The sequence below is a fragment of the Pseudomonas sp. GW821-FHT09C10 genome, assembly GCF_059418085.1.
In genome coordinates, this window is record NZ_JBWKPE010000008.1 from 291,112 (window position 1) to 313,889 (window position 22,778).

The 22,778-nt window shown below is 60.1% G+C and carries 24 protein-coding genes; 15 read left to right on the forward strand and 9 right to left on the reverse strand.

Going from position 1 to position 22,778, the window contains the following annotated elements:
- The first annotated feature begins 35 nt into the window (after window positions 1-35).
- From AC07OT_RS17630 to AC07OT_RS17680, 11 genes are all read left to right on the forward strand, one after another.
- Entirely contained in the window at window positions 36-1,076 is a 1,041-nt protein-coding gene (locus AC07OT_RS17630) for an ABC transporter substrate-binding protein (protein WP_495108622.1), read from the forward strand.
- A gap of 94 nt (window positions 1,077-1,170) precedes the next feature.
- On the forward strand, window positions 1,171-2,418 hold the full coding sequence (locus AC07OT_RS17635) for an ABC transporter permease (protein WP_027605900.1): 1,248 nt from the start codon (window positions 1,171-1,173) through the stop codon (window positions 2,416-2,418).
- 12 nt (window positions 2,419-2,430) lie between these two features.
- Window positions 2,431-3,255, forward strand: a complete 825-nt coding sequence (locus AC07OT_RS17640) for an ABC transporter permease (protein ID WP_017739612.1) — start codon at window positions 2,431-2,433, stop codon at window positions 3,253-3,255.
- A gap of 117 nt (window positions 3,256-3,372) precedes the next feature.
- Complete coding sequence (locus tag AC07OT_RS17645; protein ID WP_495108623.1) at window positions 3,373-4,521, forward strand: iron-containing alcohol dehydrogenase; 1,149 nt, start codon at window positions 3,373-3,375, stop codon at window positions 4,519-4,521.
- Between the two features lie 84 nt (window positions 4,522-4,605).
- On the forward strand, window positions 4,606-5,280 hold the full coding sequence (gene rpe, locus AC07OT_RS17650) for a ribulose-phosphate 3-epimerase (protein ID WP_024077703.1): 675 nt from the start codon (window positions 4,606-4,608) through the stop codon (window positions 5,278-5,280).
- A complete protein-coding gene (locus AC07OT_RS17655; RefSeq protein WP_141607441.1) occupies window positions 5,277-6,095 on the forward strand; it encodes a phosphoglycolate phosphatase in 819 nt (272 codons plus the stop codon). Before rpe ends, AC07OT_RS17655 begins: the two co-directional genes overlap by 4 nt.
- A gap of 70 nt (window positions 6,096-6,165) precedes the next feature.
- Window positions 6,166-7,647: an anthranilate synthase component I gene (gene trpE, locus AC07OT_RS17660; protein WP_065938242.1), complete on the forward strand. Its 1,482-nt coding sequence runs from the start codon at window positions 6,166-6,168 to the stop codon at window positions 7,645-7,647.
- A gap of 8 nt (window positions 7,648-7,655) precedes the next feature.
- The gene (locus tag AC07OT_RS17665) at window positions 7,656-8,249 is read left to right on the forward strand and encodes an aminodeoxychorismate/anthranilate synthase component II (protein ID WP_024077700.1); all 594 of its coding nucleotides are present in this window, start codon (window positions 7,656-7,658) and stop codon (window positions 8,247-8,249) included.
- 9 nt (window positions 8,250-8,258) lie between these two features.
- Entirely contained in the window at window positions 8,259-9,308 is a 1,050-nt protein-coding gene (gene trpD / locus AC07OT_RS17670) for an anthranilate phosphoribosyltransferase (RefSeq protein ID WP_495108624.1), read from the forward strand.
- Window positions 9,305-10,141, forward strand: a complete 837-nt coding sequence (gene trpC / locus AC07OT_RS17675) for an indole-3-glycerol phosphate synthase TrpC (protein ID WP_131699139.1) — start codon at window positions 9,305-9,307, stop codon at window positions 10,139-10,141. The genes trpD and trpC overlap by 4 nt, the downstream gene beginning before the upstream one ends.
- Before the next feature lie 143 nt (window positions 10,142-10,284).
- Window positions 10,285-10,980 carry a lipoate--protein ligase family protein gene (locus AC07OT_RS17680; protein WP_495108625.1) on the forward strand — a complete coding sequence of 232 codons (696 nt, stop codon included), beginning with the start codon at window positions 10,285-10,287 and terminating at the stop codon, window positions 10,978-10,980.
- Here AC07OT_RS17680 and crp read toward each other — a convergent pair.
- Window positions 10,977-11,621, reverse strand: coding sequence for a cAMP-activated global transcriptional regulator CRP (gene crp, locus AC07OT_RS17685; protein WP_065925372.1), 645 nt, complete (start codon window positions 11,619-11,621; stop codon window positions 10,977-10,979). The genes AC07OT_RS17680 and crp overlap by 4 nt on opposite strands.
- A 244-nt stretch (window positions 11,622-11,865) precedes the next feature.
- Between crp and AC07OT_RS17690 the strand changes: the two genes are divergently transcribed.
- Window positions 11,866-12,288 (forward strand): OsmC family protein, encoded by a 423-nt coding sequence (locus AC07OT_RS17690; RefSeq protein WP_005792019.1) that lies wholly within the window; start codon window positions 11,866-11,868, stop codon window positions 12,286-12,288.
- Between the two features lie 62 nt (window positions 12,289-12,350).
- Here AC07OT_RS17690 and coq7 read toward each other — a convergent pair whose 3' ends face one another.
- From coq7 to hemJ, 6 genes are all read right to left on the reverse strand, one after another.
- Window positions 12,351-12,998 carry a 2-polyprenyl-3-methyl-6-methoxy-1,4-benzoquinone monooxygenase gene (gene coq7, locus AC07OT_RS17695; protein WP_027605891.1) on the reverse strand — a complete coding sequence of 216 codons (648 nt, stop codon included), beginning with the start codon at window positions 12,996-12,998 and terminating at the stop codon, window positions 12,351-12,353.
- Between the two features lie 116 nt (window positions 12,999-13,114).
- Window positions 13,115-13,453 carry a histidine triad nucleotide-binding protein gene (locus AC07OT_RS17700; RefSeq protein WP_010206940.1) on the reverse strand — a complete coding sequence of 113 codons (339 nt, stop codon included), beginning with the start codon at window positions 13,451-13,453 and terminating at the stop codon, window positions 13,115-13,117.
- A 46-nt stretch (window positions 13,454-13,499) separates the two neighbouring features.
- Window positions 13,500-14,288: an SDR family NAD(P)-dependent oxidoreductase gene (locus AC07OT_RS17705; protein ID WP_065938247.1), complete on the reverse strand. Its 789-nt coding sequence runs from the start codon at window positions 14,286-14,288 to the stop codon at window positions 13,500-13,502.
- A 62-nt stretch (window positions 14,289-14,350) separates the two neighbouring features.
- The gene (locus tag AC07OT_RS17710) at window positions 14,351-15,313 is read right to left on the reverse strand and encodes a DUF805 domain-containing protein (protein ID WP_495108626.1); all 963 of its coding nucleotides are present in this window, start codon (window positions 15,311-15,313) and stop codon (window positions 14,351-14,353) included.
- Window positions 15,314-15,382: 69 nt separating this feature from the next.
- Window positions 15,383-16,345: an NAD(P)H-dependent flavin oxidoreductase gene (locus tag AC07OT_RS17715; protein WP_495108627.1), complete on the reverse strand. Its 963-nt coding sequence runs from the start codon at window positions 16,343-16,345 to the stop codon at window positions 15,383-15,385.
- 23 nt (window positions 16,346-16,368) lie between these two features.
- Window positions 16,369-16,797 carry a protoporphyrinogen oxidase HemJ gene (gene hemJ / locus AC07OT_RS17720; RefSeq protein ID WP_027605887.1) on the reverse strand — a complete coding sequence of 143 codons (429 nt, stop codon included), beginning with the start codon at window positions 16,795-16,797 and terminating at the stop codon, window positions 16,369-16,371.
- Between the two features lie 135 nt (window positions 16,798-16,932).
- On the opposite strand from hemJ, the gene argC reads away from it, so the two are divergent.
- Together argC and erpA are read left to right on the forward strand one after the other, a co-directional pair.
- The gene (gene argC, locus AC07OT_RS17725) at window positions 16,933-17,967 is read left to right on the forward strand and encodes an N-acetyl-gamma-glutamyl-phosphate reductase (protein ID WP_065938249.1); all 1,035 of its coding nucleotides are present in this window, start codon (window positions 16,933-16,935) and stop codon (window positions 17,965-17,967) included.
- A 165-nt stretch (window positions 17,968-18,132) separates the two neighbouring features.
- Window positions 18,133-18,483, forward strand: coding sequence for an iron-sulfur cluster insertion protein ErpA (gene erpA / locus AC07OT_RS17730; RefSeq protein ID WP_003176443.1), 351 nt, complete (start codon window positions 18,133-18,135; stop codon window positions 18,481-18,483).
- Window positions 18,484-18,574: 91 nt separating this feature from the next.
- On the opposite strand, the gene AC07OT_RS17735 is transcribed toward erpA, so the two are convergent.
- Window positions 18,575-19,666 carry an anhydro-N-acetylmuramic acid kinase gene (locus tag AC07OT_RS17735; RefSeq protein WP_141156132.1) on the reverse strand — a complete coding sequence of 364 codons (1,092 nt, stop codon included), beginning with the start codon at window positions 19,664-19,666 and terminating at the stop codon, window positions 18,575-18,577.
- 3 nt (window positions 19,667-19,669) lie between these two features.
- Window positions 19,670-21,088, reverse strand: a complete 1,419-nt coding sequence (locus AC07OT_RS17740; RefSeq protein WP_495108628.1) for a peptidoglycan DD-metalloendopeptidase family protein — start codon at window positions 21,086-21,088, stop codon at window positions 19,670-19,672.
- 208 nt (window positions 21,089-21,296) lie between these two features.
- Between AC07OT_RS17740 and tyrS the strand changes: the two genes are divergently transcribed.
- Window positions 21,297-22,496: a tyrosine--tRNA ligase gene (gene tyrS / locus AC07OT_RS17745; RefSeq protein ID WP_027605883.1), complete on the forward strand. Its 1,200-nt coding sequence runs from the start codon at window positions 21,297-21,299 to the stop codon at window positions 22,494-22,496.
- The last annotated feature ends 282 nt before the right edge of the window (window positions 22,497-22,778 follow it).

Sequence of the window (22,778 nt, forward strand, 5' to 3'; positions counted from 1 at the left end):
TGGCTTCACCAACCCTGCACGTGGAGAGAACAACAATGTTGAGATCCCTGAAGTATTCCGTCCTGGCCCTGAGCTTGATGGGCGCGACACAGGCCATGGCTGGCCCGGACCTGACCGTCGTGTCCTTTGGCGGTGCGAACAAGGCTGCACAGGTCAAGGCTTTCTATGCACCTTGGGAAAGCGCGGGCAACGGCAAGATCGTCGCCGGCGAGTACAACGGTGAGATGGCCAAGGTCAAAGCCATGGTCGACACCAAGAGCGTGTCCTGGGACCTGGTGGAAGTGGAGTCGCCGGAACTGTCCCGTGGCTGTGATGAAGACATGTTCGAGCCGCTGGACCCGAAACTGTTTGGCAACACCGCCGACTACGTGAAGGGCGCGATCCAGCCGTGCGGCGTGGGCTTCTTCGTATGGTCGACCGTTCTGGCCTACAACGCGGACAAACTGGCTTCTGCGCCAACCAGTTGGGCGGATTTCTGGGACACCAAGAAATTCCCGGGCAAGCGCGGCCTGCGCAAGGGCGCCAAGTACACCCTGGAATTCGCCTTGATGGCCGACGGTGTTGCACCGAAGGACGTGTACAAAGTGCTGGCCGGCAAAGATGGCCAGGACCGTGCGTTCAAGAAACTCGACGAACTCAAGCCCTCGATCCAATGGTGGGAAGCCGGCGCACAACCGCCGCAATACCTTGCCTCGGGTGACGTAGTGATGAGCTCGGCCTACAACGGCCGCATCGCCGCGGTACAAAAAGAAAGCAACCTGAAAGTGGTGTGGAACGGCGGCATCTACGACTTCGACGCGTGGGCCGTCCCTAAAGGCCTGTCCAAGGAGCGTGCCGAAGCGGCGAAGAAATTCATCGCCTTCTCGGTGCAGCCGCAGCAGCAGAAGACCTACTCGGAAAACATCGCCTACGGCCCGGCCAACACCCAGGCGGTACCGTTGCTGGCCAAGGACATCCTCAAGGATATGCCGACTACGCCGGAAAACATCGCCAACCAGGTGCAGATCGACGTGAGCTTCTGGGCGGATAACGGTGAACAGCTCGAGCAGCGCTTCAACTCCTGGGCTGCCAAGTAACACTGCATAACCCTGTGGGAGGGGGCTTGCCCCTCCCACAAGGGATTTCTTGTGTGTGAAAGATTGCATTCATTTTCAAGATTCGGAGTCAGCCATGGCCATCGCCGTTCCCTCGAACGAGGTCAACAGCCCCACCCTCAAGCAGCGCCTGGCGCGTGCCGAGCGGCTCAATCGCTGGAAGGCCCAGGCCTTGATCGCGCCGCTGGTGCTGTTTTTGCTGCTGGTGTTCCTGGTGCCGATTGTTGCGCTGCTGTTTAAAAGCGTCGGCAACCCGGAAGTGGTGGGCGGTTTGCCGCGTACCGTGGTGGCGGTGACGGCCTGGGACGGTCGTGGTCTGCCGGGTGAGCCGGTGTACCAGGCCCTCAGTGAAGACCTGGGCGAGGCGCGCAAAAACCAGACCCTGGGTGATCTGTCCAAACGCTTGAACATGGAACTGGCCGGCTATCGCAGCCTGCTGACCAAAACCGCGCGGGCGCTGCCGTTTACCGAAGCGCCCGGCTCTTATAAAGAAGCGCTGGAAAACCTCGACGAACGCTGGGGCGACCCGGCGTACTGGCAGGCGATCCGGCGCAATACCAGCAGCCTGACACCGTTCTACCTGCTGGCGGCCGTCGATCACCGCATCGACGACCTCGGCGAAGTGGCCCCGGCCACCCCGGACCAGGCGATTTACCTGGACATCTTCGCCCGCACCTTCTGGATGGGCCTGGTGATCACCGCCATCTGCCTGCTGCTGGCTTATCCGCTGGCGTATTTGCTGGCCAACCTGCCGGCGCGCAAGAGCAACCTGCTGATGATTCTGGTGTTGCTGCCGTTCTGGACCTCGATCCTGGTGCGGGTGGCTGCGTGGATCGTGCTGCTGCAATCCGGCGGGCTGATCAACAGTGCGCTGATGGGCATGGGCCTGATCGACAAACCCCTGGAGCTGGTGTTCAACCGCACCGGCGTCTACATCTCCATGGTGCATATCCTGCTGCCGTTCATGATTTTGCCGATCTACAGCGTGATGAAAGGCATTTCGCCCACCTACATGCGTGCGGCGATCTCCCTGGGCTGTCACCCGTTCGCCAGCTTCTGGCGCGTGTACTTCCCACAGACGTACGCCGGTGTCGGCGCCGGCTGCCTGCTGGTGTTCATCCTGGCGATTGGTTACTACATCACCCCGGCACTGCTGGGCAGCCCGAACGACCAGATGGTCAGCTACTTCGTGGCCTTCTACACCAACACCAGCATCAACTGGGGCATGGCGACGGCGTTGGGCGGCTTGCTGCTGCTGGCCACCGTGGTGCTGTACCTGATCTACAACCGGCTGGTGGGCGCCAGCCGCCTGCGCCTGAGCTGAGGAGACCTTGCGATGCTGAGCCCTTATATGTCACCGGTGGAACGGGTGTGGTTCTACAGCTTGCGGATCCTCTGCGGCTTGATCCTGTTGTTCCTGATCTTGCCTGTGCTGGTGATCATCCCGCTGTCGTTCAACAGCGGCAGTTTCCTGGTGTACCCGTTGCAAGGCTTCTCGCTGCACTGGTACCAGGATTTCTTCGCCTCGGCGGAATGGATGCGCGCGTTGAAGAACAGCATCATCGTCGCCCCGGCCGCCACGGTATTGGCCATGGTGTTCGGCACCCTGGCGGCGATCGGCCTGACCCGTGGGAATTTCCCCGGCAAGGCGTTGGTGATGGCCTTGGTGATTTCGCCGATGGTGGTGCCGGTGGTGATTATCGGTGTGGCCAGCTACCTGTTTTTTGCGCCACTGGGCCTGGGCAACAGTTTCTTCTCGCTGATCGTGGTGCATGCGGTGCTTGGGGTGCCGTTTGTGATCATCACCGTGTCGGCGACCTTGCAGGGTTTCAACCATAACCTGGTACGGGCCGCGGCCAGCCTGGGTGCCTCGCCCTTGACGGCGTTTCGCCGGGTAACCTTGCCGTTGATTGCACCGGGGGTGATCTCCGGCGCGCTGTTTGCCTTCGCGACGTCGTTCGATGAGGTGGTGGTGACCCTGTTTCTCGCCGGCCCCGAGCAAGCGACCCTGCCGCGCCAGATGTTCAGCGGCATCCGCGAAAACCTCAGTCCGACGATTGCGGCGGCGGCGACCTTGCTGATTGCCTTCTCGGTGTTGCTGTTGCTGACCCTGGAGTGGCTGCGTGGGCGTAGCGAGAAGCTGCGCACGGCCCAGGTCTAAAGCCCGGCACAGCCCCTCCCACAGGGGGGGCTGTGACCATTCAGCGCCTGAATGGAAGACAACCCGATCCAGTCAGCTACTCTTGTGCCAGCCCATCACCGATAAGAGGCCGCGCACATGAGTACTTCCTCATTCAAGATCGCCCACAAACTGCTGACCGGCGCTGGCGCCATTGAGCAACTTGCCGCCGAGCTGACGCGCCTGGATGTGGATAACCCGTTGATTGTCACCGATGCGGCGCTGGTCAAGTCCGGCACGGTGGCGCTGGCACTTGAGCATCTGGGCGAGCGCTCTTATGAGATCTTTGATCGCGTGCTCCCCGACCCGGAAATCTCCATCGTCGAAGACTGCATGCAGGCGTACCGCGACGGTGGCCACGACGGCCTGATCGGCCTGGGCGGCGGCAGTGCCATCGATATTGCCAAAAGCGTTGCCGCCTATGCCGGTTACCACGGCGCCCTGGCGGACTTATTTGGCGTCGACCAGGTGCCGCGCAAGGGCCCGCCGCTGATCGCCATCCCGACCACGGCCGGCACCGGCTCGGAAGTGACCAATGTGGCTATTCTTTCCGACAAGGTCGCGCAGTTGAAGAAAGGCATCGTCAGTGACTACCTGCTGCCGGACGTCGCGCTGATCAGCCCGCAAATGACCCTGACCTGCCCGCGCAGTGTCACCGCCGCCAGTGGCGTGGATGCGCTGGTGCATGCCATTGAGTCCTACCTTTCCCTGAATGCCTCGCCGATCACGGATGCCCTGGCCATCGGTGCGATCAAGCTGATCGCCAAGGCGCTGCCCAAGGCCTACGCCAACCCGGCCAACCTGCAGGCCCGCGACGATATGGCCACCGCCAGCCTGATGGCCGGCATGGCCTTCGGCAATGCCGGGGTGGGCGCCGTGCATGCGTTGGCCTACCCGCTGGGCGGGCGGTTCAATATCGCCCATGGCGTCAGCAATGCGCTGTTGCTGCCCTATGTGATGCACTGGAACAAACTGGCCTGTGTCGAGCGCATGCAGGACATTGCCCAGGCCATGGGCGTGAATGTCAGCGGCCTGAGTGTCAACGATGCCGCCGACCAGGCCGTCGAGGCGATGACGCGATTGTGTGCCGCCGTGGAGATTCCTTCCGGCCTGCGCAGTTTCGGGGTTCCCGAGGACGCCATCCCGGCCATGGCCATGGAGGCGGCGGGTATCGAGCGCCTGATGCGTAACAACCCGCGCAAGCTCAGCGCGGCCGATATCGAGAAAATCTATCGGGCGGCGTACTAGCCGTTGAGTTAGGTCACGGTGCGCAGGGCAAAGCATGAGGTATACAATGCGCGCCATCGTGATTTAGCTCAAAAAAGGTGCGTCATGCAGCCCTTCGTCATTGCTCCATCGATTCTCTCCGCCGATTTCGCCCGCCTGGGTGAAGAAGTGGACAAGGTGTTGGCCGCCGGTGCCGACTTCGTGCACTTCGATGTCATGGACAACCACTACGTGCCCAACCTGACCATCGGTCCGATGGTCTGCGCGGCGCTGCGCAAGTACGGCATCACCGCGCCGATCGATGCGCACCTGATGGTCAGCCCGGTGGATCGCATCATCGGTGACTTCGTTGACGCCGGCGCGACCTATATCACCTTCCACCCGGAAGCCTCGCTGCACGTCGACCGCACCTTGCAACTGATCCGCGAGGGCGGCTGCAAGGCCGGCCTGGTGTTCAACCCGGCCACCCCGCTGGACGTGCTCAAGTACGTGATGGACAAGGTCGACATGGTGCTGCTGATGAGCGTCAACCCAGGCTTCGGCGGGCAGAAGTTCATCCCCGGTACCCTCGACAAGCTGCGTGAAGCCCGTGCGCTGATCGATGCGTCGGGCCGCGACATCCGCCTGGAAATCGACGGTGGGGTCAACGTCAACAATATCCGTGAAATCGCGGCTGCCGGCGCCGACACCTTCGTGGCCGGCTCGGCGATCTTCAACGCCCCGGACTATCAGGAAGTCATCGCCAAGATGCGCGCCGAATTGGCGCTGGCGCGTCCATGAGCGGCTTTGAGCAGCTGTTCCCCGGCAAACTGCCACGGCTGGTGATGTTCGATCTGGACGGTACCTTGATCGACTCGGTGCCAGACCTGGCGGCGGCGGTGGACGAGATGCTGCTCAAGCTGGGACGCAAGCCGGCGGGGCTTGCGTCGGTACGCGAATGGGTCGGCAATGGCGCGCCGATGCTGGTGCGCCGGGCCCTGGCCAATCACATTGATGCCGACGGTGTCGATGAGGTTGAGGCTGAGCACGCCCTGGAACTGTTCAACGCAGCCTATGAGCGCAGCCACGAACTGACCGTGGTCTACCCCGGCGTACGCGACACCCTCAAATGGCTGAGCAAGCAGGGCGTGGAAATGGCCCTGATCACCAACAAGCCGGAGCGCTTTGTCGCGCCGCTGTTGGACCAGATGAAAATTGGCCGTTATTTCCGCTGGATCATTGGTGGCGATACCTTGCCGCAGAAGAAACCCGACCCGGCGGCGCTGTTTTTCGTGATGAAAATGGCCAATATCCCGGCGTCCCAGTCCCTGTTTGTCGGCGATTCGCGCAGTGACGTGCTGGCGGCGAAAGCGGCCGGCGTGCAGTGCGTGGCCCTGAGTTACGGCTACAACCATGGTCGTCCGATCGCCGAAGAGTCACCGTCGCTGGTGATTGATGACCTGCGACTGCTAATCCCCGGTTGCCTGGGAGCTGGCGCTGAGATAACGTTGCCCGACATCGATCCGTCCCCTTCTGGAAATTCCATCGTGGTGGTCACTCGCAAACTCTGGATGAAAGTCATCAAGGCCCTGGCCCGCTGGCGTTGGCGCGCCTGACTGATCCTGGCCGCGCCCTGCGGCACGTTTGCATACCTGACTGTTAGACCCTCACGCCACGAGGCACCTCATGATCCGCGAAGAATTCCTGCGTTTGGCCGCTGCCGGCTATAACCGTATCCCCCTGGCCTGCGAAACCCTGGCCGACTTCGACACGCCGTTGTCGATCTACCTGAAACTGGCCGACCAGCCCAACTCCTACCTGCTGGAGTCGGTACAGGGCGGCGAGAAATGGGGCCGTTACTCGATCATCGGCCTGCCATGCCGCACTGTGCTGCGGGTGCACGACCATCATGTGAGCATCACCCATGATGGCGTCGAGATCGAAAGTCATGACGTCGAAGACCCGCTGGCCTTCGTCGAAGCCTTCAAGGCGCGCTACAACGTGCCGACCATCCCTGGCCTGCCGCGCTTCAACGGCGGCCTGGTGGGGTACTTCGGCTATGACTGCGTGCGCTATGTGGAAAAACGCCTGGGCAAATGCCCGAACCCGGACCCCCTGGGCGTGCCGGACATTCTGCTGATGGTCTCCGACGCGGTAGTGGTGTTCGACAACCTCGCCGGCAAGATGCATGCGATCGTGCTCGCCGACCCGTCCCAGGCCGACGCCTTCGAGCAGGGCCTGGCCAGCCTCGAAGCGCTGCTGGAAAAGCTGCGCCAGCCGATCACCCCTCGTCGCGGCCTGGACCTCAGCCGTCCGCCGGCGGCTGATCCGGTGTTCCGCTCCAGCTTTACCCAGGATGACTACGAGCGCGCGGTCGATACCATCAAGGAATACATCCTCGCCGGTGACTGCATGCAGGTGGTGCCGTCGCAACGCATGTCCATCGATTTCAAGGCTGCGCCCATTGACCTGTACCGGGCGCTGCGCTGCTTCAACCCGACGCCGTACATGTACTTCTTCAACTTTGGCGACTTCCACGTAGTGGGCAGCTCGCCGGAAGTGCTGGTGCGTGTCGAGGACAACCTGATCACCGTGCGCCCGATTGCCGGCACACGCCCGCGTGGCGCGACCGAAGAAGCGGATCTGGCGCTCGAAGAGGACCTGCTCAGCGACGACAAGGAAATCGCCGAACACCTGATGCTGATCGACCTGGGCCGCAATGACACCGGGCGTGTCTCGGAAATCGGCTCGGTGAAGTTGACCGAGAAGATGGTCATTGAGCGTTATTCCAACGTGATGCACATCGTGTCCAACGTCACCGGCGAGTTAAAAGCCGGGCTGACTGCGATGGACGCGTTGCGGGCGATTCTGCCGGCGGGCACCTTGTCGGGGGCGCCGAAGATCCGCGCGATGGAAATCATCGACGAACTGGAACCGGTCAAGCGCGGTGTCTATGGCGGCGCCGTGGGGTATTTCGCCTGGAACGGCAACATGGACACCGCCATTGCGATTCGCACGGCGGTGATCAAGGACGGGGAGCTGCACGTGCAGGCCGGTGGCGGGATTGTCGCCGACTCGGTGCCGGCCCTCGAATGGGAAGAAACCCTGAACAAGCGCCGCGCGATGTTTCGCGCCGTAGCGCTGGCTGAACAGACCCCTAATTCTTGAGGTTTCCCATGTTGCTGATGATTGATAACTACGACTCCTTTACCTACAACGTTGTGCAGTACCTGGGGGAGCTGGGCGCCGAGGTCAAGGTGGTTCGCAACGACGAACTGACCGTGGCCGAAATCGCTGCCCTGAACCCGGAACGCATCGTGGTTTCGCCGGGCCCGTGCACGCCGACCGAGGCGGGTATCTCCCTCGAGGCCATCAAGTACTTCGCCGGCAAGCTGCCGATCCTGGGCGTCTGCCTGGGCCATCAATCCATCGGCCAGGCCTTTGGCGGTGATGTGGTGCGTGCGCGCCAGGTGATGCACGGCAAGACCAGCCCGGTGTTCCACAAAGACCTGGGCGTATTCCAGGCACTCAACAACCCGGTGACCGTGACTCGCTACCATTCGCTGGTGGTCAAGCGCGAAACCCTGCCGGAATGCCTGGAGCTGACGGCCTGGACCCAGCTGGAAGACGGCTCCGTCGACGAGATCATGGGCCTGCGTCACAAGACACTGAATATCGAAGGGGTGCAGTTTCACCCTGAGTCGATCCTGACCGAGCAGGGCTACGAGCTGTTCGCCAATTTTCTCAAGCAGAGCGGCGGCACGCGCTAAGGACTTTCCATGGATATCAAGACTGCCCTGAGCCGTATCGTCGGCCATCTGGACCTGAGCACCGCTGAAATGAGCGATGTGATGCGCGAAATCATGACCGGTCAATGCACCGACGCGCAGATCGGCGCCTTCATGATGGCGATGCGCATGAAGAGCGAAAGCATCGACGAGATCGTCGGCGCCGTATCGGTGATGCGTGAGCTGGCGGACAAGGTCGAGCTCAATACCCTCGACGGCGTGGTCGACGTGGTCGGCACCGGCGGTGACGGTGCGAACATCTTCAACGTGTCGACGGCCTCTTCCTTTGTGGTGGCGGCGGCGGGCTGCACCGTGGCCAAGCACGGTAACCGCGCGGTGTCCGGCAAGAGCGGCAGTGCCGACCTGCTGGAAGCGGCCGGGATCTACCTGAACCTCACGCCGGTACAAGTGGCGCGCTGCATCGACAACGTCGGCATCGGCTTTATGTTTGCCCAGTCCCATCATGGTGCGATGAAACACGCCGCCGGTCCGCGCAAGGACCTGGGCCTGCGTACCCTGTTCAACATGCTTGGCCCGCTTACGAATCCGGCCGGTGTGAAGCACCAGGTGGTGGGCGTGTTCAGCCAGGCACTGTGCCGGCCATTGGCTGAAGTACTCCAACGCATGGGCAGCAAGCATGTGCTGGTGGTGCATTCCAAAGACGGCCTGGACGAGTTCAGCCTGGCCGCGCCAACGTTTGTGGCGGAGCTGAAGAATGACCAGATCACCGAATACTGGGTCGAACCGGAAGACTTGGGCATGAAGAGCCAGAGCCTGCACGGCCTGGCGGTGGAAAGCCCGGCGGCGTCCCTGGAGCTGATTCGCGATGCCCTGGGGCGTCGTAAGACCGAGAACGGTCAAAAAGCTGCGGAAATGATTGTTCTGAATGCTGGCGCGGCACTTTACGCAGCCGATCATGCCTATAGTCTTAAGGAAGGTGTCGAATTGGCCCACGATGCGCTGCACACCGGTCTGGCTCGTGAAAAGCTCGAAGAGCTGGGAGCATTCACCGCTGTATTCAAGATGGAGAATGAAGGATGAGTGTGCCGACCGTTCTGGAAAAAATCCTGGCCCGCAAGGCTGAAGAAGTCGCCGAACGCCGTGCCCGTGTGAGCCTGGCCGAGTTGGAAGCCCAAGCGAAAGCCGCGGACGCACCGCGTGGATTTGCCAAGGCACTGATTGCCCAGGCCAAGCTCAAGCAGCCGGCCGTGATCGCCGAGATCAAGAAAGCATCGCCGAGCAAAGGCGTGATTCGCGAAAACTTTGTACCGGCGGAAATCGCGGTCAGCTACGAGAAGGGTGGGGCGACTTGCCTGTCGGTACTCACTGACATCGATTTTTTCCAGGGCTCCGACCTGTTCCTGCAGCAGGCCCGCGCCGCGTGCAAGTTGCCGGTGATCCGCAAGGATTTCATGGTCGATCCGTACCAGATCGTCGAAGCCCGTGCCTTGGGCGCCGACTGTGTGTTGTTGATCGTCTCCGCATTGGATGACGTGAAGATGGCCGAGCTGGCGGCCGTGGCCAAAAGCGTCGGTCTGGATGTGCTGGTGGAGGTGCACGACGGCGATGAGCTGGAGCGCGCGCTGAAAACCCTCGACACACCGCTGGTGGGGGTCAACAACCGTAACCTGCACACTTTTGAAGTCAGCCTGGAAAACACCCTCGACCTGCTGCCGCGTATTCCGCGCGATCGCTTGGTGATTACCGAAAGTGGCATCGTCAACCGTGCCGATGTGGAGCTGATGGAAATCAGTGACGTTTATTCGTTCCTGGTGGGTGAGACCTTCATGCGTGCCGAGAACCCGGGGGCGGAACTGCAGCGTCTGTTCTTCCCGGAGCGCGGCGTGGCGGTCAGTGGTTCCACTCTCGATTGATTTGAAATGCGATCAACGTGTGAGAGGGGGCTTGCCCCCGATGGCGGCGATTCAGTTGGAGCATCCTTGACTGACACACCGCTATCGGGGGCAAGCCCCCTCCCACATTTGGATTTGTGTTTATTCAGATAGGTAGGTGCCCATTGATCCAGCCAGTGTCGATGCGTGTTGAAGCAGGCCTTGCCGCCGAGCAAGCCTTGTTGGCCGCCGTTTGCGCGGGTGAGCAGGCATTTGGGTTGTTGTTCTGGCAGCCCAGCGATCAGGCACTGGTGATGCCACGCCGCTTGAGTCGATTGCCTGCTTTCGATGGCGCCAGCCGCGTGTCTGCGGATGCCGGTTGGCCGGTGCTCTTGCGCGAAACCGGCGGCGAACCGGTGCCGCAGTCCAGCGCCACGGTCAATATCGCCTTGGTCTACGCTCCGCCGCGCAGTGAGGGTGATCAAGGTCGCATCGAAACCGGCTACCAGCGTCTATGCCAGCCGATCTGCGATTTCCTTATCGAGTTGGGCGGCGATGCCTCCGTTGGGGAAATCGACGGTGCATTCTGCGACGGTCGTTACAACGTCAACCTCAACGGGCGCAAAATGGTCGGCACTGCCCAGCGCTGGCGGCAAAGCGGGGGCCGCCCGGTGGGGTTGGTGCACGGTGCGTTGTTGCTGGATAACGATCGTGAAGAACTGATCGCGGCGGTCAACCGCTTCAACCAAGCCTGCGGCCTGGAGCAACGGGTTCGCGCCGACAGCCATATTGCCCTGCACGAAGCCTTCCCCGCGCCGGACGCAATCAGCCGGCTGGACACCTTGTACCGTCAAATGCTGGCCAGCTTCCTGCCGGCTTAACGGGTACCGAACACCACCATCGTCTTGCCTTTGACGTGCACCAGGTTGCGCTCTTCCAGATCCTTGAGCACGCGGCCGACCATCTCCCGTGAACAACCGACAATGCGCCCGATTTCCTGACGGGTGATCTTGATCTGCATGCCGTCGGGGTGAGTCATAGCATCGGGCTGCTTGCACAGCTCCAGCAAGCAACGGGCCACGCGACCGGTGACGTCGAAGAACGCCAGGTCACCAACCTTGCGCGTAGTGTCTCGCAGGCGCTGGGCGATCTGACCGCTGAGGGCGTAGAGAATATCGGGGTCCTGCTGGGCGAGTTCGCGAAACTTTGTGTAACTGATCTCTGCCACTTCGCACTCGACCTTGGTCCGCACCCAGGCGCTGCGCTCCTGCTCCTTGCCTGCTTGTTCAAACAGCCCCAGCTCGCCGAAAAAATCCCCGGTGTTCAGGTAGGCGATGATCATTTCGCGGCCGTCTTCATCCTCGATCAGGATGGTGACTGAGCCCTTGATAATGAAAAACAGTGTTTCGGAGCGCTCACCGGCGCAGATGATGTTGTGCTTGGCGGGGTGGCGCCGGCGCTGGCAGTGCATCAGCAACTTGTCGAGATTCTTGATCTTGGGTATGGGCGTAAGAGCAACCATGGTTGTATCCCGAAAGGCAGCGCGAGGTGGTTGGAGTTGTTGTACTCAGCGGTATCGGCATTGATACACGTTGTATAAGGGTGGCAATACGCCACTCCTTTGGCGCCAGCTTAACAGACACATTCTGACTCGATTAGCGAATTTTCCGAGTCAGCTCCGTTATTGATCGCTTTGATGGGAAGCGCGGTTGCGCCCGGGCCCTGTGCTAAGCTGGCGACCCTTTTTTAGCAGTGGAGTCTGGGCGATGAAGGCACGCATCCAATGGGCGGGCGAAGCCATGTTCCTCGGTGAGTCGGGCAGTGGCCATGTTGTGGTCATGGATGGCCCGCCCGAAGCCGGTGGCCGTAACCTGGGCGTACGCCCGATGGAAATGCTCCTGCTTGGTGTGGGCGGTTGCAGCAATTTCGACGTGGTCAGCATCCTGAAAAAATCCCGCCAGGCCGTGGAAAGCTGTGAAGCCTTCCTGGAAGCCGAGCGTGCCACTGAAGATCCCAAGGTGTTTACCAAGATCCACATGCATTTCGTGGTGAAGGGCCGGGCGTTGAAAGAAGCCCAGGTCAAGCGCGCCATCGAGCTGTCGGCGGAAAAGTATTGCTCGGCGTCGATCATGCTCGGCGCGGCCGGTGTGGCCATCACCCATGACTACGAGATCATCGAGTTGGGTTGACCGCCAATCGGCAAAAGAAAAGGGCGCTTCGATAGCGCCCTTTTTTGCAGCCGCAGGTTTAGTCAGATGCGGTAGGTGCTTTTGGTCATGACCTTGGCCAGCAGGCTCATGCCGAATCGCACTGGCGCCGGGAAGCGGAAGCCGCCGGCATCCAGTGCACTTTCAGCGTGGTGTTCTTCATCGATACGCATCTGCTCAAGAATCGCCCGGGACTTTTCGTCATCGGCCGGCAGTTGCTCCAGATGTTCATCCAGGTGCTTGCATACTTGATGTTCCGTCGCGGCGACAAAGCCGAGGCTGACCTTGTCGCTGATCAGGCCCGCAGCCGCGCCGATGCCGAATGACAAGCCGTAGAACAGCGGGTTGAGCACGCTGGGATGGCTTCCCAACTGGCGAATACGTTGTTCGCACCAGGCCAGGTGATCGATTTCTTCCTCGGCCGCATGCTCCATGGCCGCACGCACCTGCGGCAGCTTGGCGGTCAGGGCCTGGCCCTGGTACAGCGCCTGGGCACAGACCTCACCGGTATGGTTGATACGCATCAGGCCTGCGACATGGCGGGTCTCGGTCTCGCTCATCTGCGCGTCAGGCTGCACGATGGCGGGCGACGGGCGGTACGGTTGGCCGCTGAAGGGCAGCAGTGTGCGCATGGCCATGTCGGCTTGCAGCAACAGACGGTCAATCGGCGAGTAGTGACGTTGGGTAGTCATGCTGACCTCCGGGAAGAATCTCGGCGGCCAGTTTACCGCAAGAGAGAGGAACGCGTTTGCCCTGAGTCAAGGGCATGGGTCGCAGCCTTGGGCCGCGGCCCTTGTAGCGGGCTATTTCAGCCCGGCGGCCAGTTCATCTGGCGCTGGCCCAGCACATGCATATGGATGTGGTAAACGGTCTGCCCGCCTTTCGGGTTGCAGTTCATCACCACCCGGAAGCCTTCTTCACAGCCTTGTTCCACCGCCAGGCGCTGGGCCGTGAACAGAATATGGCCGGCCAGGGCTTTGTCTTCCTCGGTCAGGTCATTGAGGGTGGGGATGTGTTTTTTAGGAATGACCAGGAAATGCACGGGCGCTGCCGGGTGGATGTCCTTGAAGGCCAGGACTTGATCATCTTCATAGATGATATCCGCAGGTATTTCCCGGTTGATGATTTTGGTGAACAGAGTATCCACAGCTGTTTCTCCATTATGAAAGTGCAAGGTGAGTGTACCCAGGCGATCAGCGCGGGCAATAGGCCTTGTTGATCGCCCCGGCGATCTTGCGAGTCAGCCAGCGCGGGCTGAAACGCGGGCTGAAGGCCAGCCAGCGATTACGTCGTCCAGGAATGATGATGGCTTTGTTCTTTTCCAGTGCGCGCACGGTATAGAGCGCCACTTCTTCCGGGCTCATCAATTGCTCGCTGCGCTCGAGTCTGGCGGTGTCCATCTGCGCCGTACCGAAGAAGGCGGTGCGCGTAGGACCGGGGCAAAGCACCGAGACCTTGATGCCACAGGTCTTCAGTTCTTCGCGCAAGCCTTCGGAGAAATGCAGCACATAGGCCTTGCTGGCGTAGTAGCTGCTCATCCACGGGCCGGGTTGGAACGCGGCGACCGAGGCGACGTTGAGAATCTGCCCGCCACCGTGCAGCGCCATGGTATTGCCCAGGGCGTGACACATGCGGGTAAGGGCGAGGATGTTAACTTCGATGAGGTCTTGTTCGGTCATCCAGTCCTGGGCCAGGAATGGCCCGCTGGTGCCAATGCCGGCGCAGTTCACCAGCAAATCGATCTGCCGCTCGCCTTCTTCCAGCTCCAGCAGGAACCCGGACAAGCGCAATGGCTCGCCCAGGTCGCATGCCCGAAACAGCACCTCGACGCCGAAGCGTTGGGTCAATTCGATTGCAATGCTTTCCAACTGATCACGCTGGCGGGCCACCAGAATCAAGCTGCGGCCGCGACGGGCCAGGGCTTCGGCCAAAGCCAGGCCGATGCCGCTGGAGGCACCGGTGATCAGAGCGTAACGGGTCATGCCTTTCTCCATCGCAACGCGCCGCACCTGGGATGGAGGCATCCCAGGCGCGGCGCGTTTCTTTACTGTTCTGGAGAGTCTACAGGTTCGGCCGCGTCGTCAGCACTTTGCGCATCTTCTTCATCGACGATTACGCTTTGATCGGCGTCTTCATCGGAAGTGATGGAGCTGCTTTCGTAGCTGCTGTCCACGTTGCTTTCGAGTTGATCCAGGTAGCCGTTCATGCCCAGCGACACCACGATGATGAGCATCAGCGGGATGAATGCCAGCCACAGTGAGGCCAGGACCTTCACCGCGGTGGAGTTGCGCGGTGGTGGTGCGCCGTATTGGTTGGCGCCGGTGTTACCTGGCATGACCAACAGCAGCAGCGGGAAAATACTGTTCACCAGCGGTACCAGGTTCAGCAAATACAACCAGCCGGACCAGCCCAGGTCGTGCAGGCGCTGCACGCCGATCTGCACGCTCACGACCACAACCGCGACGAACAGCGCGAAGCCCAGCAGTGAGCCGAGGATAATGGCTATCGTCGGCGACGCGGTTGCGATGGCAAAGCCCACAGTACTGAGGATGCCGGCTGCGACGAGCATGGCGACGGTCAGTACCAGCGTCCATGCCAGGTACCGCAGACGACCAATACGGCCGTTGATGGTGAAGACCTTGAGGGTGGCGTATTCCGGCAGGCTTTCACCTACGGCGGCACGCGGTGGTGCGTACGGCGAAGCCGCAGGACGGGAGAAGTCCGCAGCGCTGGAATCTGTTTCGTGGGTTTCGGCAAGGCTGAAGGCTACGGGCTGTTCGGCCTCGATACGCGCGTCCACCCCGGCGTTTTTCAGCGCGGTGAGGTAGGTTTCGGCGTCGGGGCGGGACAGGTCGCGTTTCAGGGCAACGACGCGGCCGGTGAAGAGTTTCTCGATGTCCTCGACCGTGCTCTTGAACAGTTCAGCCAGGTTCAGCTTGGCTGTGGTGCTTTCGACACCCGGGAGCAGGGCCCCATCAAACACAATCTTGAAACGGTTGTCGCTCATGCGGGCATCCTTGTCACTGAATCAGTGGAGTAGTGCAGGCCTGCTCGATCGGCAGGCCTTGCGGTTGGGTCAGCGTGGCCAGCGCAACTGTGTCGCCTGCTCGCACGCCTTGCGGTATTCGGCATCCAGGCGGGCAACGAGTTCATCGACGCTGGGTAAATCATTAATCTCACCGACACCTTGGCCGGCGGACCATACGGTCTTCCAGGCCTTGGCTTCGTCGCTCAGCGGCTTGAGCTTGGAGCCGAAGTTTACTTCGCCTTTGCCCTGCAGGGCGGGGAGGTCGAAACCGGCATTTTCCAGGCTCTGGCGCATAAAGCTTGCGGGCACGCCGGAGACTGCAGGAGTGTGCACGATGTCGGCGGCGTGCGATGTGAGCAGCATCTCTTTATACGCATCCGGGGCGTGGCTTTCGGTGGTACCGATAAACCGTGTGCCGAAATACGCCAGGTCTGCCCCCAGCAACTGGGCGGCGAGTATCTCATGCCCGTGGTTAAGGCAGCCGGCCAGCAGCAGGGTTTTGTCGAAGAATTGGCGAATCTCTGCGATCAGCGAAAACGGGCTCCAGGTACCGGCATGGCCACCGGCGCCTGCGGCCACGGCGATCAGGCCGTCGACACCGGCTTCAGCGGCTTTTTCGGCATGGCGACGGGTAGTGACATCGTGAAACACCAGGCCGCCATAGCTGTGCACCGCATCTACCACTTCTTTCACTGCGCCCAGGCTGGTGATCACGATCGGCACCTTGTGCTCGACGCAGATCGCCAGGTCAGCCTCAAGGCGAGGGTTGCTGTTGTGCACGATCAGGTTGACGGCGTAGGGCGCAGGATTGTCCAACTGCGCCAGGCCCGCTTCGATTTCCTCCAGCCAGGCTTTGAAGCCACTGCTCTCGCGTTGGTTGAGCGCCGGGAAGCTGCCGACCACGCCGTTGCGGCAGCAGGCCAGCACCAATTGCGGGTTGGAAATCAGGAACATTGGCGCCACCACCACGGGCAGGTGCAGACGTTGTTCAAGCAGAGCGGGCAGCGACATTGGAGGTACCCCGAGTAATGACGTTAGAACGGTTTGACCACGACCAAAATTACGATAGCCAGCAATATCAGAACCGGGACTTCATTGAACCAGCGATAAAAGACATGGCTGCGGGTGTTTTCGCCACGGGCGAAACGTTTTACCTGCGCGCCGCACATATGGTGGTAGCCAATCAGGAACACTACCAGGGTCAACTTGGCGTGGATCCAGGCGCCCGATTGAAAGATGCCGGGGTTAAGGGCTATCAGCCAGATACCGAACACCAGGCTGGCCAGCATCGCCGGGCCCATGATGCCGCGGTACAGCTTGCGCTCCATGACGCTGAAGCGTTCCTTGCTGACAGTGTCCTCGCTTTGAGCGTGGTAGACGAACAGCCGCGGCAGGTAGAACAGCCCGGCAAACCAGCAGACGATGCTGACGATATGGAAGGCTTTGACCCATAGATAAAGCATTTTTAGTTATTCCCAGGTTCACGGTAGCGCAGATAGTAGTGGCTCATGCGCCCATACGTCACGTTGACGGTTGTCGCAGGACGATACGGCCCCTATTATCGACGGCTTTCCAGTGGGTTCGTTGAGGGCAGGTTTATGGTCAAGGTCGGTATCGTCGGCGGCACGGGTTACACCGGTGTCGAATTGCTGCGTCTGTTGGCTCAGCATCCGCAAGCTGAGGTGGTGGTCATTACCTCTCGATCCGAGGCCGGTCTGGCCGTGGCCGATATGTACCCGAACCTGCGAGGCCACTACGACGGCCTGGCGTTCAGCGTTCCGGACATCAACACCCTTGGCGCCTGCGATGTGGTGTTCTTTGCCACTCCCCATGGCGTTGCCCATGCGTTGGCTGGCGAACTGCTGGCCGCTGGCACCAAGGTCATCGACCTGTCGGCGGACTTCCGCCTGCAAGACGCCGACGAATGGGCCAAGTGGTACGGCCAGCCTCACGGTGCACCGGAACTGTTGGAAGAGGCGGTGTACGGCCTGCCGGAAGTTAATCGTGAGCAGATCAAGCAGGCGCGCCTGATCGCCGTGCCGGGTTGCTATCCGACGGCGACGCAACTGGGCTTCCTGCCGTTGCTCGAGGCCGGGCTGGCGGATGCTTCGCGCCTTATCGCAGACTGTAAGTCGGGTGTCAGCGGCGCCGGTCGTGGAGCAGCGGTAGGTTCCCTGTACTCCGAGACGTCGGAAAGCATGAAGGCTTACGCAGTAAAAGGGCATCGCCATCTGCCCGAGATTCGTCAGGGGCTGCGGCGCGCTGCCGGCCAAGACGTAGGCCTGACCTTCGTGCCACACCTGACGCCGATGATTCGTGGCATTCATTCCACGTTGTACGCCACCGTGGTCGATCGTTCGGTAGACCTGCAGGCGTTGTTTGAAAAGCGTTATGCCAACGAGCCGTTCGTCGATGTAATGCCTGCTGGCAGCCATCCGGAAACCCGCAGCGTGCGAGGCGCCAACGTGTGCCGGATTGCAGTGCATCGTCCGCAGGATGGTGACCTGGTGGTGGTGTTGTCGGTGATCGATAACCTCGTCAAGGGCGCGTCGGGCCAGGCGGTGCAGAACATGAACATCCTGTTTGGCCTGGATGAAAAGCTGGGTCTGTCCCACGCCGGCATGCTGCCTTAAGACCATTGGCAGAGTGTGCAAAAGGCCCGTTGATCGGGCCTTTTGTGTTTCTAATGGCGGCGATGCAGATTGATATACCGTAACAATAGTTGACCGCTTTTCTAGGAGAAGCGGATAATGCCCGCCATTACGCATATGGCGGCGCTACGCCGGGAGATTATCAGCATGAGCGTTGAATCCTTCACCCCCACGGCTTTGCAATTTACCCACGGTGCTGCGCACAAGGTGAAGAGCCTGGTCGATGAAGAGGGTAATGATCGCTTGAAGCTGCGCGTATTCGTTACGGGCGGCGGTTGTTCAGGGTTTCAGTACGGTTTCACCTTCGATGAAGATGTGGCTGACGATGACACCATCGTTGAGCGCGAAGGCGTTAGCCTGGTCGTGGACCCGATGAGCTTCCAATACTTGGCAGGCGCCGAGGTGGATTACCAGGAGGGTCTGGAGGGTTCGCGTTTCGTGATCAAGAACCCTAACGCGACCACCACCTGTGGTTGCGGCTCTTCGTTCTCGATCTGATCGACAGCCTGATCTACAACGAATAAAAACGCCGCTTGGCTTTGATCGGCCAAGCGGCGTTTTGCTGTCTGCGATTCTGGCGAGGTGTTCGTCAGGCGGGGTAGATCGCGCCAAGTACCCTTAGCCCGCGTGCGCCGGTGACACTGGGCCGGTTGGCGGCAATGCCTTCCAGGCAGCAGTGAGCCAGCCAGGCGAAGGCCATGGCTTCGACCCAGTCCGGGTCTACGCCGTGGGTGGCGGTGCTGCTGACTTGAGTGGATGGCAACAACGCGGCCAGACGATTCATCATTGTGGTGTTATGGGCGCCGCCGCCACAGACGAGTAACGTTTCTGTCTCGGGCTGCGCGGTTTGCAGGGCCTCGACGATGGTCAGGACGGTCAGTTCCAGCAGGCTGGCCTGTACGTCCTGGGGTTCAAAGGCGGGCAGGCGGCCAAGATGCTGGTGCAGCCACTCGAGGTTGAACACTTCACGGCCGGTGCTTTTCGGGCCTTTGGTCAGGAAGAATGGATCGCTGAGTAGGGCCGTGAGTAGTTGAGGCTCGACCTTGCCACTACCCGCCCACTGCCCATCACGGTCAAAGTGTTCGCCGCGCTGCTGTTGAATCCAGGCGTCCAGCAGCACATTGCCTGGGCCGCAGTCGAAGCCGGCTACGGGCTTGCCGGTTTCGATCAGGCTGAGATTGCTGAAGCCCCCAATATTCAACACTGCACGGTTGCCGGTGCTTTCGCCAAACAACGCCTCATGAAAGGCGGGCACCAGAGGCGCGCCCTGGCCGCCAGCGGCAACATCGCGGCTACGGAAGTCGCTGACTACGCTGATGCCCGTCAGCTCCGCAAGCAAAGCCGGGTTGCCGATCTGCACGGTAAAGCCTCGGGCGGGTTCATGGCGGATGGTCTGGCCATGGCTGCCGATCGCACGTACGTCTTGAGGCTTGAGGTTGTGCTGGTCGAGCAATGTGTGAATGCCGTGGGCGGCGAGTGTGACCCAGTGCTGCTGGGCTATCGCTGAGCGGGCAATCTCATCCGGGCCGCTGGCGCACAGGCTTAACAGTTCTGCGCGCAGGGTGTCCGGCATCGGTGTGTAGTGGGTGGCGATCAGATTGACCGCCGAATCTTGTTCGATCAGAGCGATGTCCAGGCCATCGAGGCTGGTCCCGGACATTACACCTATATAGAACGGCATACCTTAACGCTTCGCCGAAGCAAGCAGGGTGGAGCGCTCCTGGTCCATGCGCGCCATCAACGGCTGGCTTTGTTGCATAAAGCGTGCGCGCTCGGCCTTGGCGATCGGGTCGGCCATCGGCAGTTTCTGGCCCAATGGGTCAACGTGCACACCATTGACCTGGAACTCATAGTGCAAGTGCGGGCCGGTGGACAGGCCAGTGGTGCCGATGTAACCGATGACTTGGCCTTGCTTCACGTTGCCGCCGGTTTTCACACCCTTGGCGAAACCTTGCATATGGCCATACAGGGTGCGGTAGGTGTTGCCGTGCTGGATGATCACCGTGTTGCCGTAGCCACCGCGGCGCCCTGCGAGCAGAACTTTGCCATCGCCGGCCGCCTTGATAGGCGTACCGCGTGGTGCGGCATAGTCGACGCCTTTGTGGGCGCGGATTTTGTTCAGAATTGGATGCTTGCGACCCATGGAGAAACGCGAGCTAATACGAGCGAAATCCACCGGGGTGCGGATAAAGGCCTTGCGCATGCTGTTGCCGTCGGCGGTGTAGTAGCTGCTGTTGCCTTGCTTGTTGGTGTAACGCACTGCGGTGTAGGTCTTGCCACGGTTGGTGAAGCGTGCGGAGAGAATGTTGCCGGTGCCGACCACTTTGCCATTGGCGACTTTCTGCTCGTAGATCACGTCGAATTCATCACCCTGGCGGATGTCCTGGGCGAAGTCGATGTCGTAGCCAAACACGCTGGCCATGTCCATGGTCATGCTATGGGACAAGCCGGCGCGCGCGGCAGATTGCGACAGTGAGCTGTTGATCACGCCGTGAACGTAGGCAGAGCGCATGACTGGCTTGGCGGTAATACGGTTGAAGGCAAAGCCTTTGGCGCCCTTGGTCAGGGAGATGCTCTCGAGGTCACTGACGCTGGTGTGCAGGTTGTTCAGCTGACCGTCTGGTGTCAGTTCGAACTCCAGTTTCTGGCCGTGTTTGAGCTGGGTGAATTGCTTGGCTTGTTTATCGCTGGCCAGTACATCGTTAACGGTGGCTGCGGGAAGGCCTACCTTCTCGAACAGGGTCGAAAGCGTATCGCCTTTCGCCACGATCACTTCGCGGTGTTGAGGGTTCTTGGCAGCGTCTACTACCGGTTTTTTCTGTTCTTGAACGGCTTGCTGGGTATCTTCCGGCGTGTTTTCGATCTGGGCAAACGGCGATTCAGTGGGAGCATTTGTGGCTTGTTGGGCGTCGGAAGCGTCTTGATCTTGTGTCAGTTGTTCAACTGGACTCTCCAAGTCAAGGCTCAGAGATGTTCGTTTGGCTTCTACGTCACTGGAAGGGAATACCAGGAGTGCCAGGCTGAGAAGGGCGGCGATACCACTTGCTGCGAGCAGGTGGGTCTTCGGGTAAAGCGGCGGCGCTTTAGACGGTTCAGTGGTCATAGGTAATTTGACTTTGAAGATGAAATGGAAAAGATGAATGACATGATGAAGATGAAATAACTGTATAAAATATAACCAAATCATCTGTGGCGCAAGCTCGCGAACGCTGGGCTTGCTGAACGGTGTCCGTGCGCAGGGCAAAACTTGTAATTAGTCCCTGATCTTGTATGGTTGGTTCCCTTTTGAATCTGAGCCTTGCGGGTCTGTTATGAAGTCGGTTGAAGAACAGCTAGCGCTGATAAAACGTGGTGCGGAAGAACTGTTGGTCGAGGCCGAGTTGATCGAAAAGCTCAAGCGTGGCCAACCCCTGCGTATTAAGGCTGGTTTCGATCCGACGGCGCCGGACCTGCACCTGGGTCATACCGTGCTTATTAATAAGCTGCGTCAGTTCCAGGAGTTGGGGCATCAGGTGATCTTCCTTATAGGTGATTTCACCGGGATGATCGGCGATCCGAGCGGTAAAAGTGCGACGCGCCCGCCGCTGACCCGTGAGCAGGTTCTCGATAATGCCGAGACCTATAAGACCCAGGTATTCAAGATTCTTGATCCGGCCAAGACCGAGGTGGCGTTTAACTCTACCTGGATGGATCAGATGGGGCCGGCGGACTTCATTCGCCTTACTTCCCAATACACCGTGGCGCGCATGCTTGAGCGTGATGACTTCGATAAGCGCTATTCAACCAATCAGCCGATCGCGATTCATGAGTTCCTGTATCCGCTGGTTCAGGGTTATGACTCGGTAGCGCTGCGCGCGGATGTTGAGTTGGGTGGTACCGATCAGAAATTCAACCTGCTGATGGGGCGTGAGTTGCAGCGTGCTTATGGTCAGGAAGCTCAGTGCATCCTGACCATGCCGTTGTTGGAAGGATTGGATGGCGTCAAGAAAATGTCCAAGTCCCTGGGCAACTATGTCGGCATCCAGGAAGCTCCGGGTGTGATGTACGGCAAGCTGGTCTCTATCCCGGATGCCTTGATGTGGCGCTACTTCGAACTGTTGAGCTTCCGCTCGATGGATGAGATCGATGCGCTGCGTGCGGATGTAGAGGCGGGTGCCAATCCGCGTGACGTGAAGATCAAGCTGGCGGAAGAGATCGTCGCGCGTTTCCATGGTGAAGAGGCTGCGGCCAGTGCTCACCGTGCGGCGGGTAACCGCATGAGAGACGGCGAGCTGCCGGATGATCTACCTGAGATTGAATTGACGGCTACTGAGGCCATGCCGATTGCGGCAGTCCTTAATAAGGCTGGTCTGGTGAAGAACTCGGCGGTCGCGCGTGACCTTCTGGGGTCTGGCGGTGTGCGTATAGATGGTGAGGTGGTGGATCGCACCTTTATATACGAACTGGGTGCTACCCACGTTTGTCAGGCGGGGAAGAAGGCATTTGCGCGTATTACGCTCAAATCCGAATAAACCTGAAATTAAGTGTTGACGGCGAATTGTATCTGTCTATAATTCGCCCCACTTCCGGCGCAGTCGAAACGTAAAACTCCTTGGTAAACAATGAGTTATGCAGAATAAGGCAGCGGATTGCTTCAGTTCATCGAAGCCCAGAAGAAGTTGGTAGAGTCGTGTTGTTTGACACTATTAACGATTCGATCTTCTCGGTCGAAAGCGCAGAAAAAGAGGTGTTGACAGCAGCGTGTAACGCTGTAGAATTCGCCTCCCGCTGACGAGAGATCGAAAGCGCAAGTG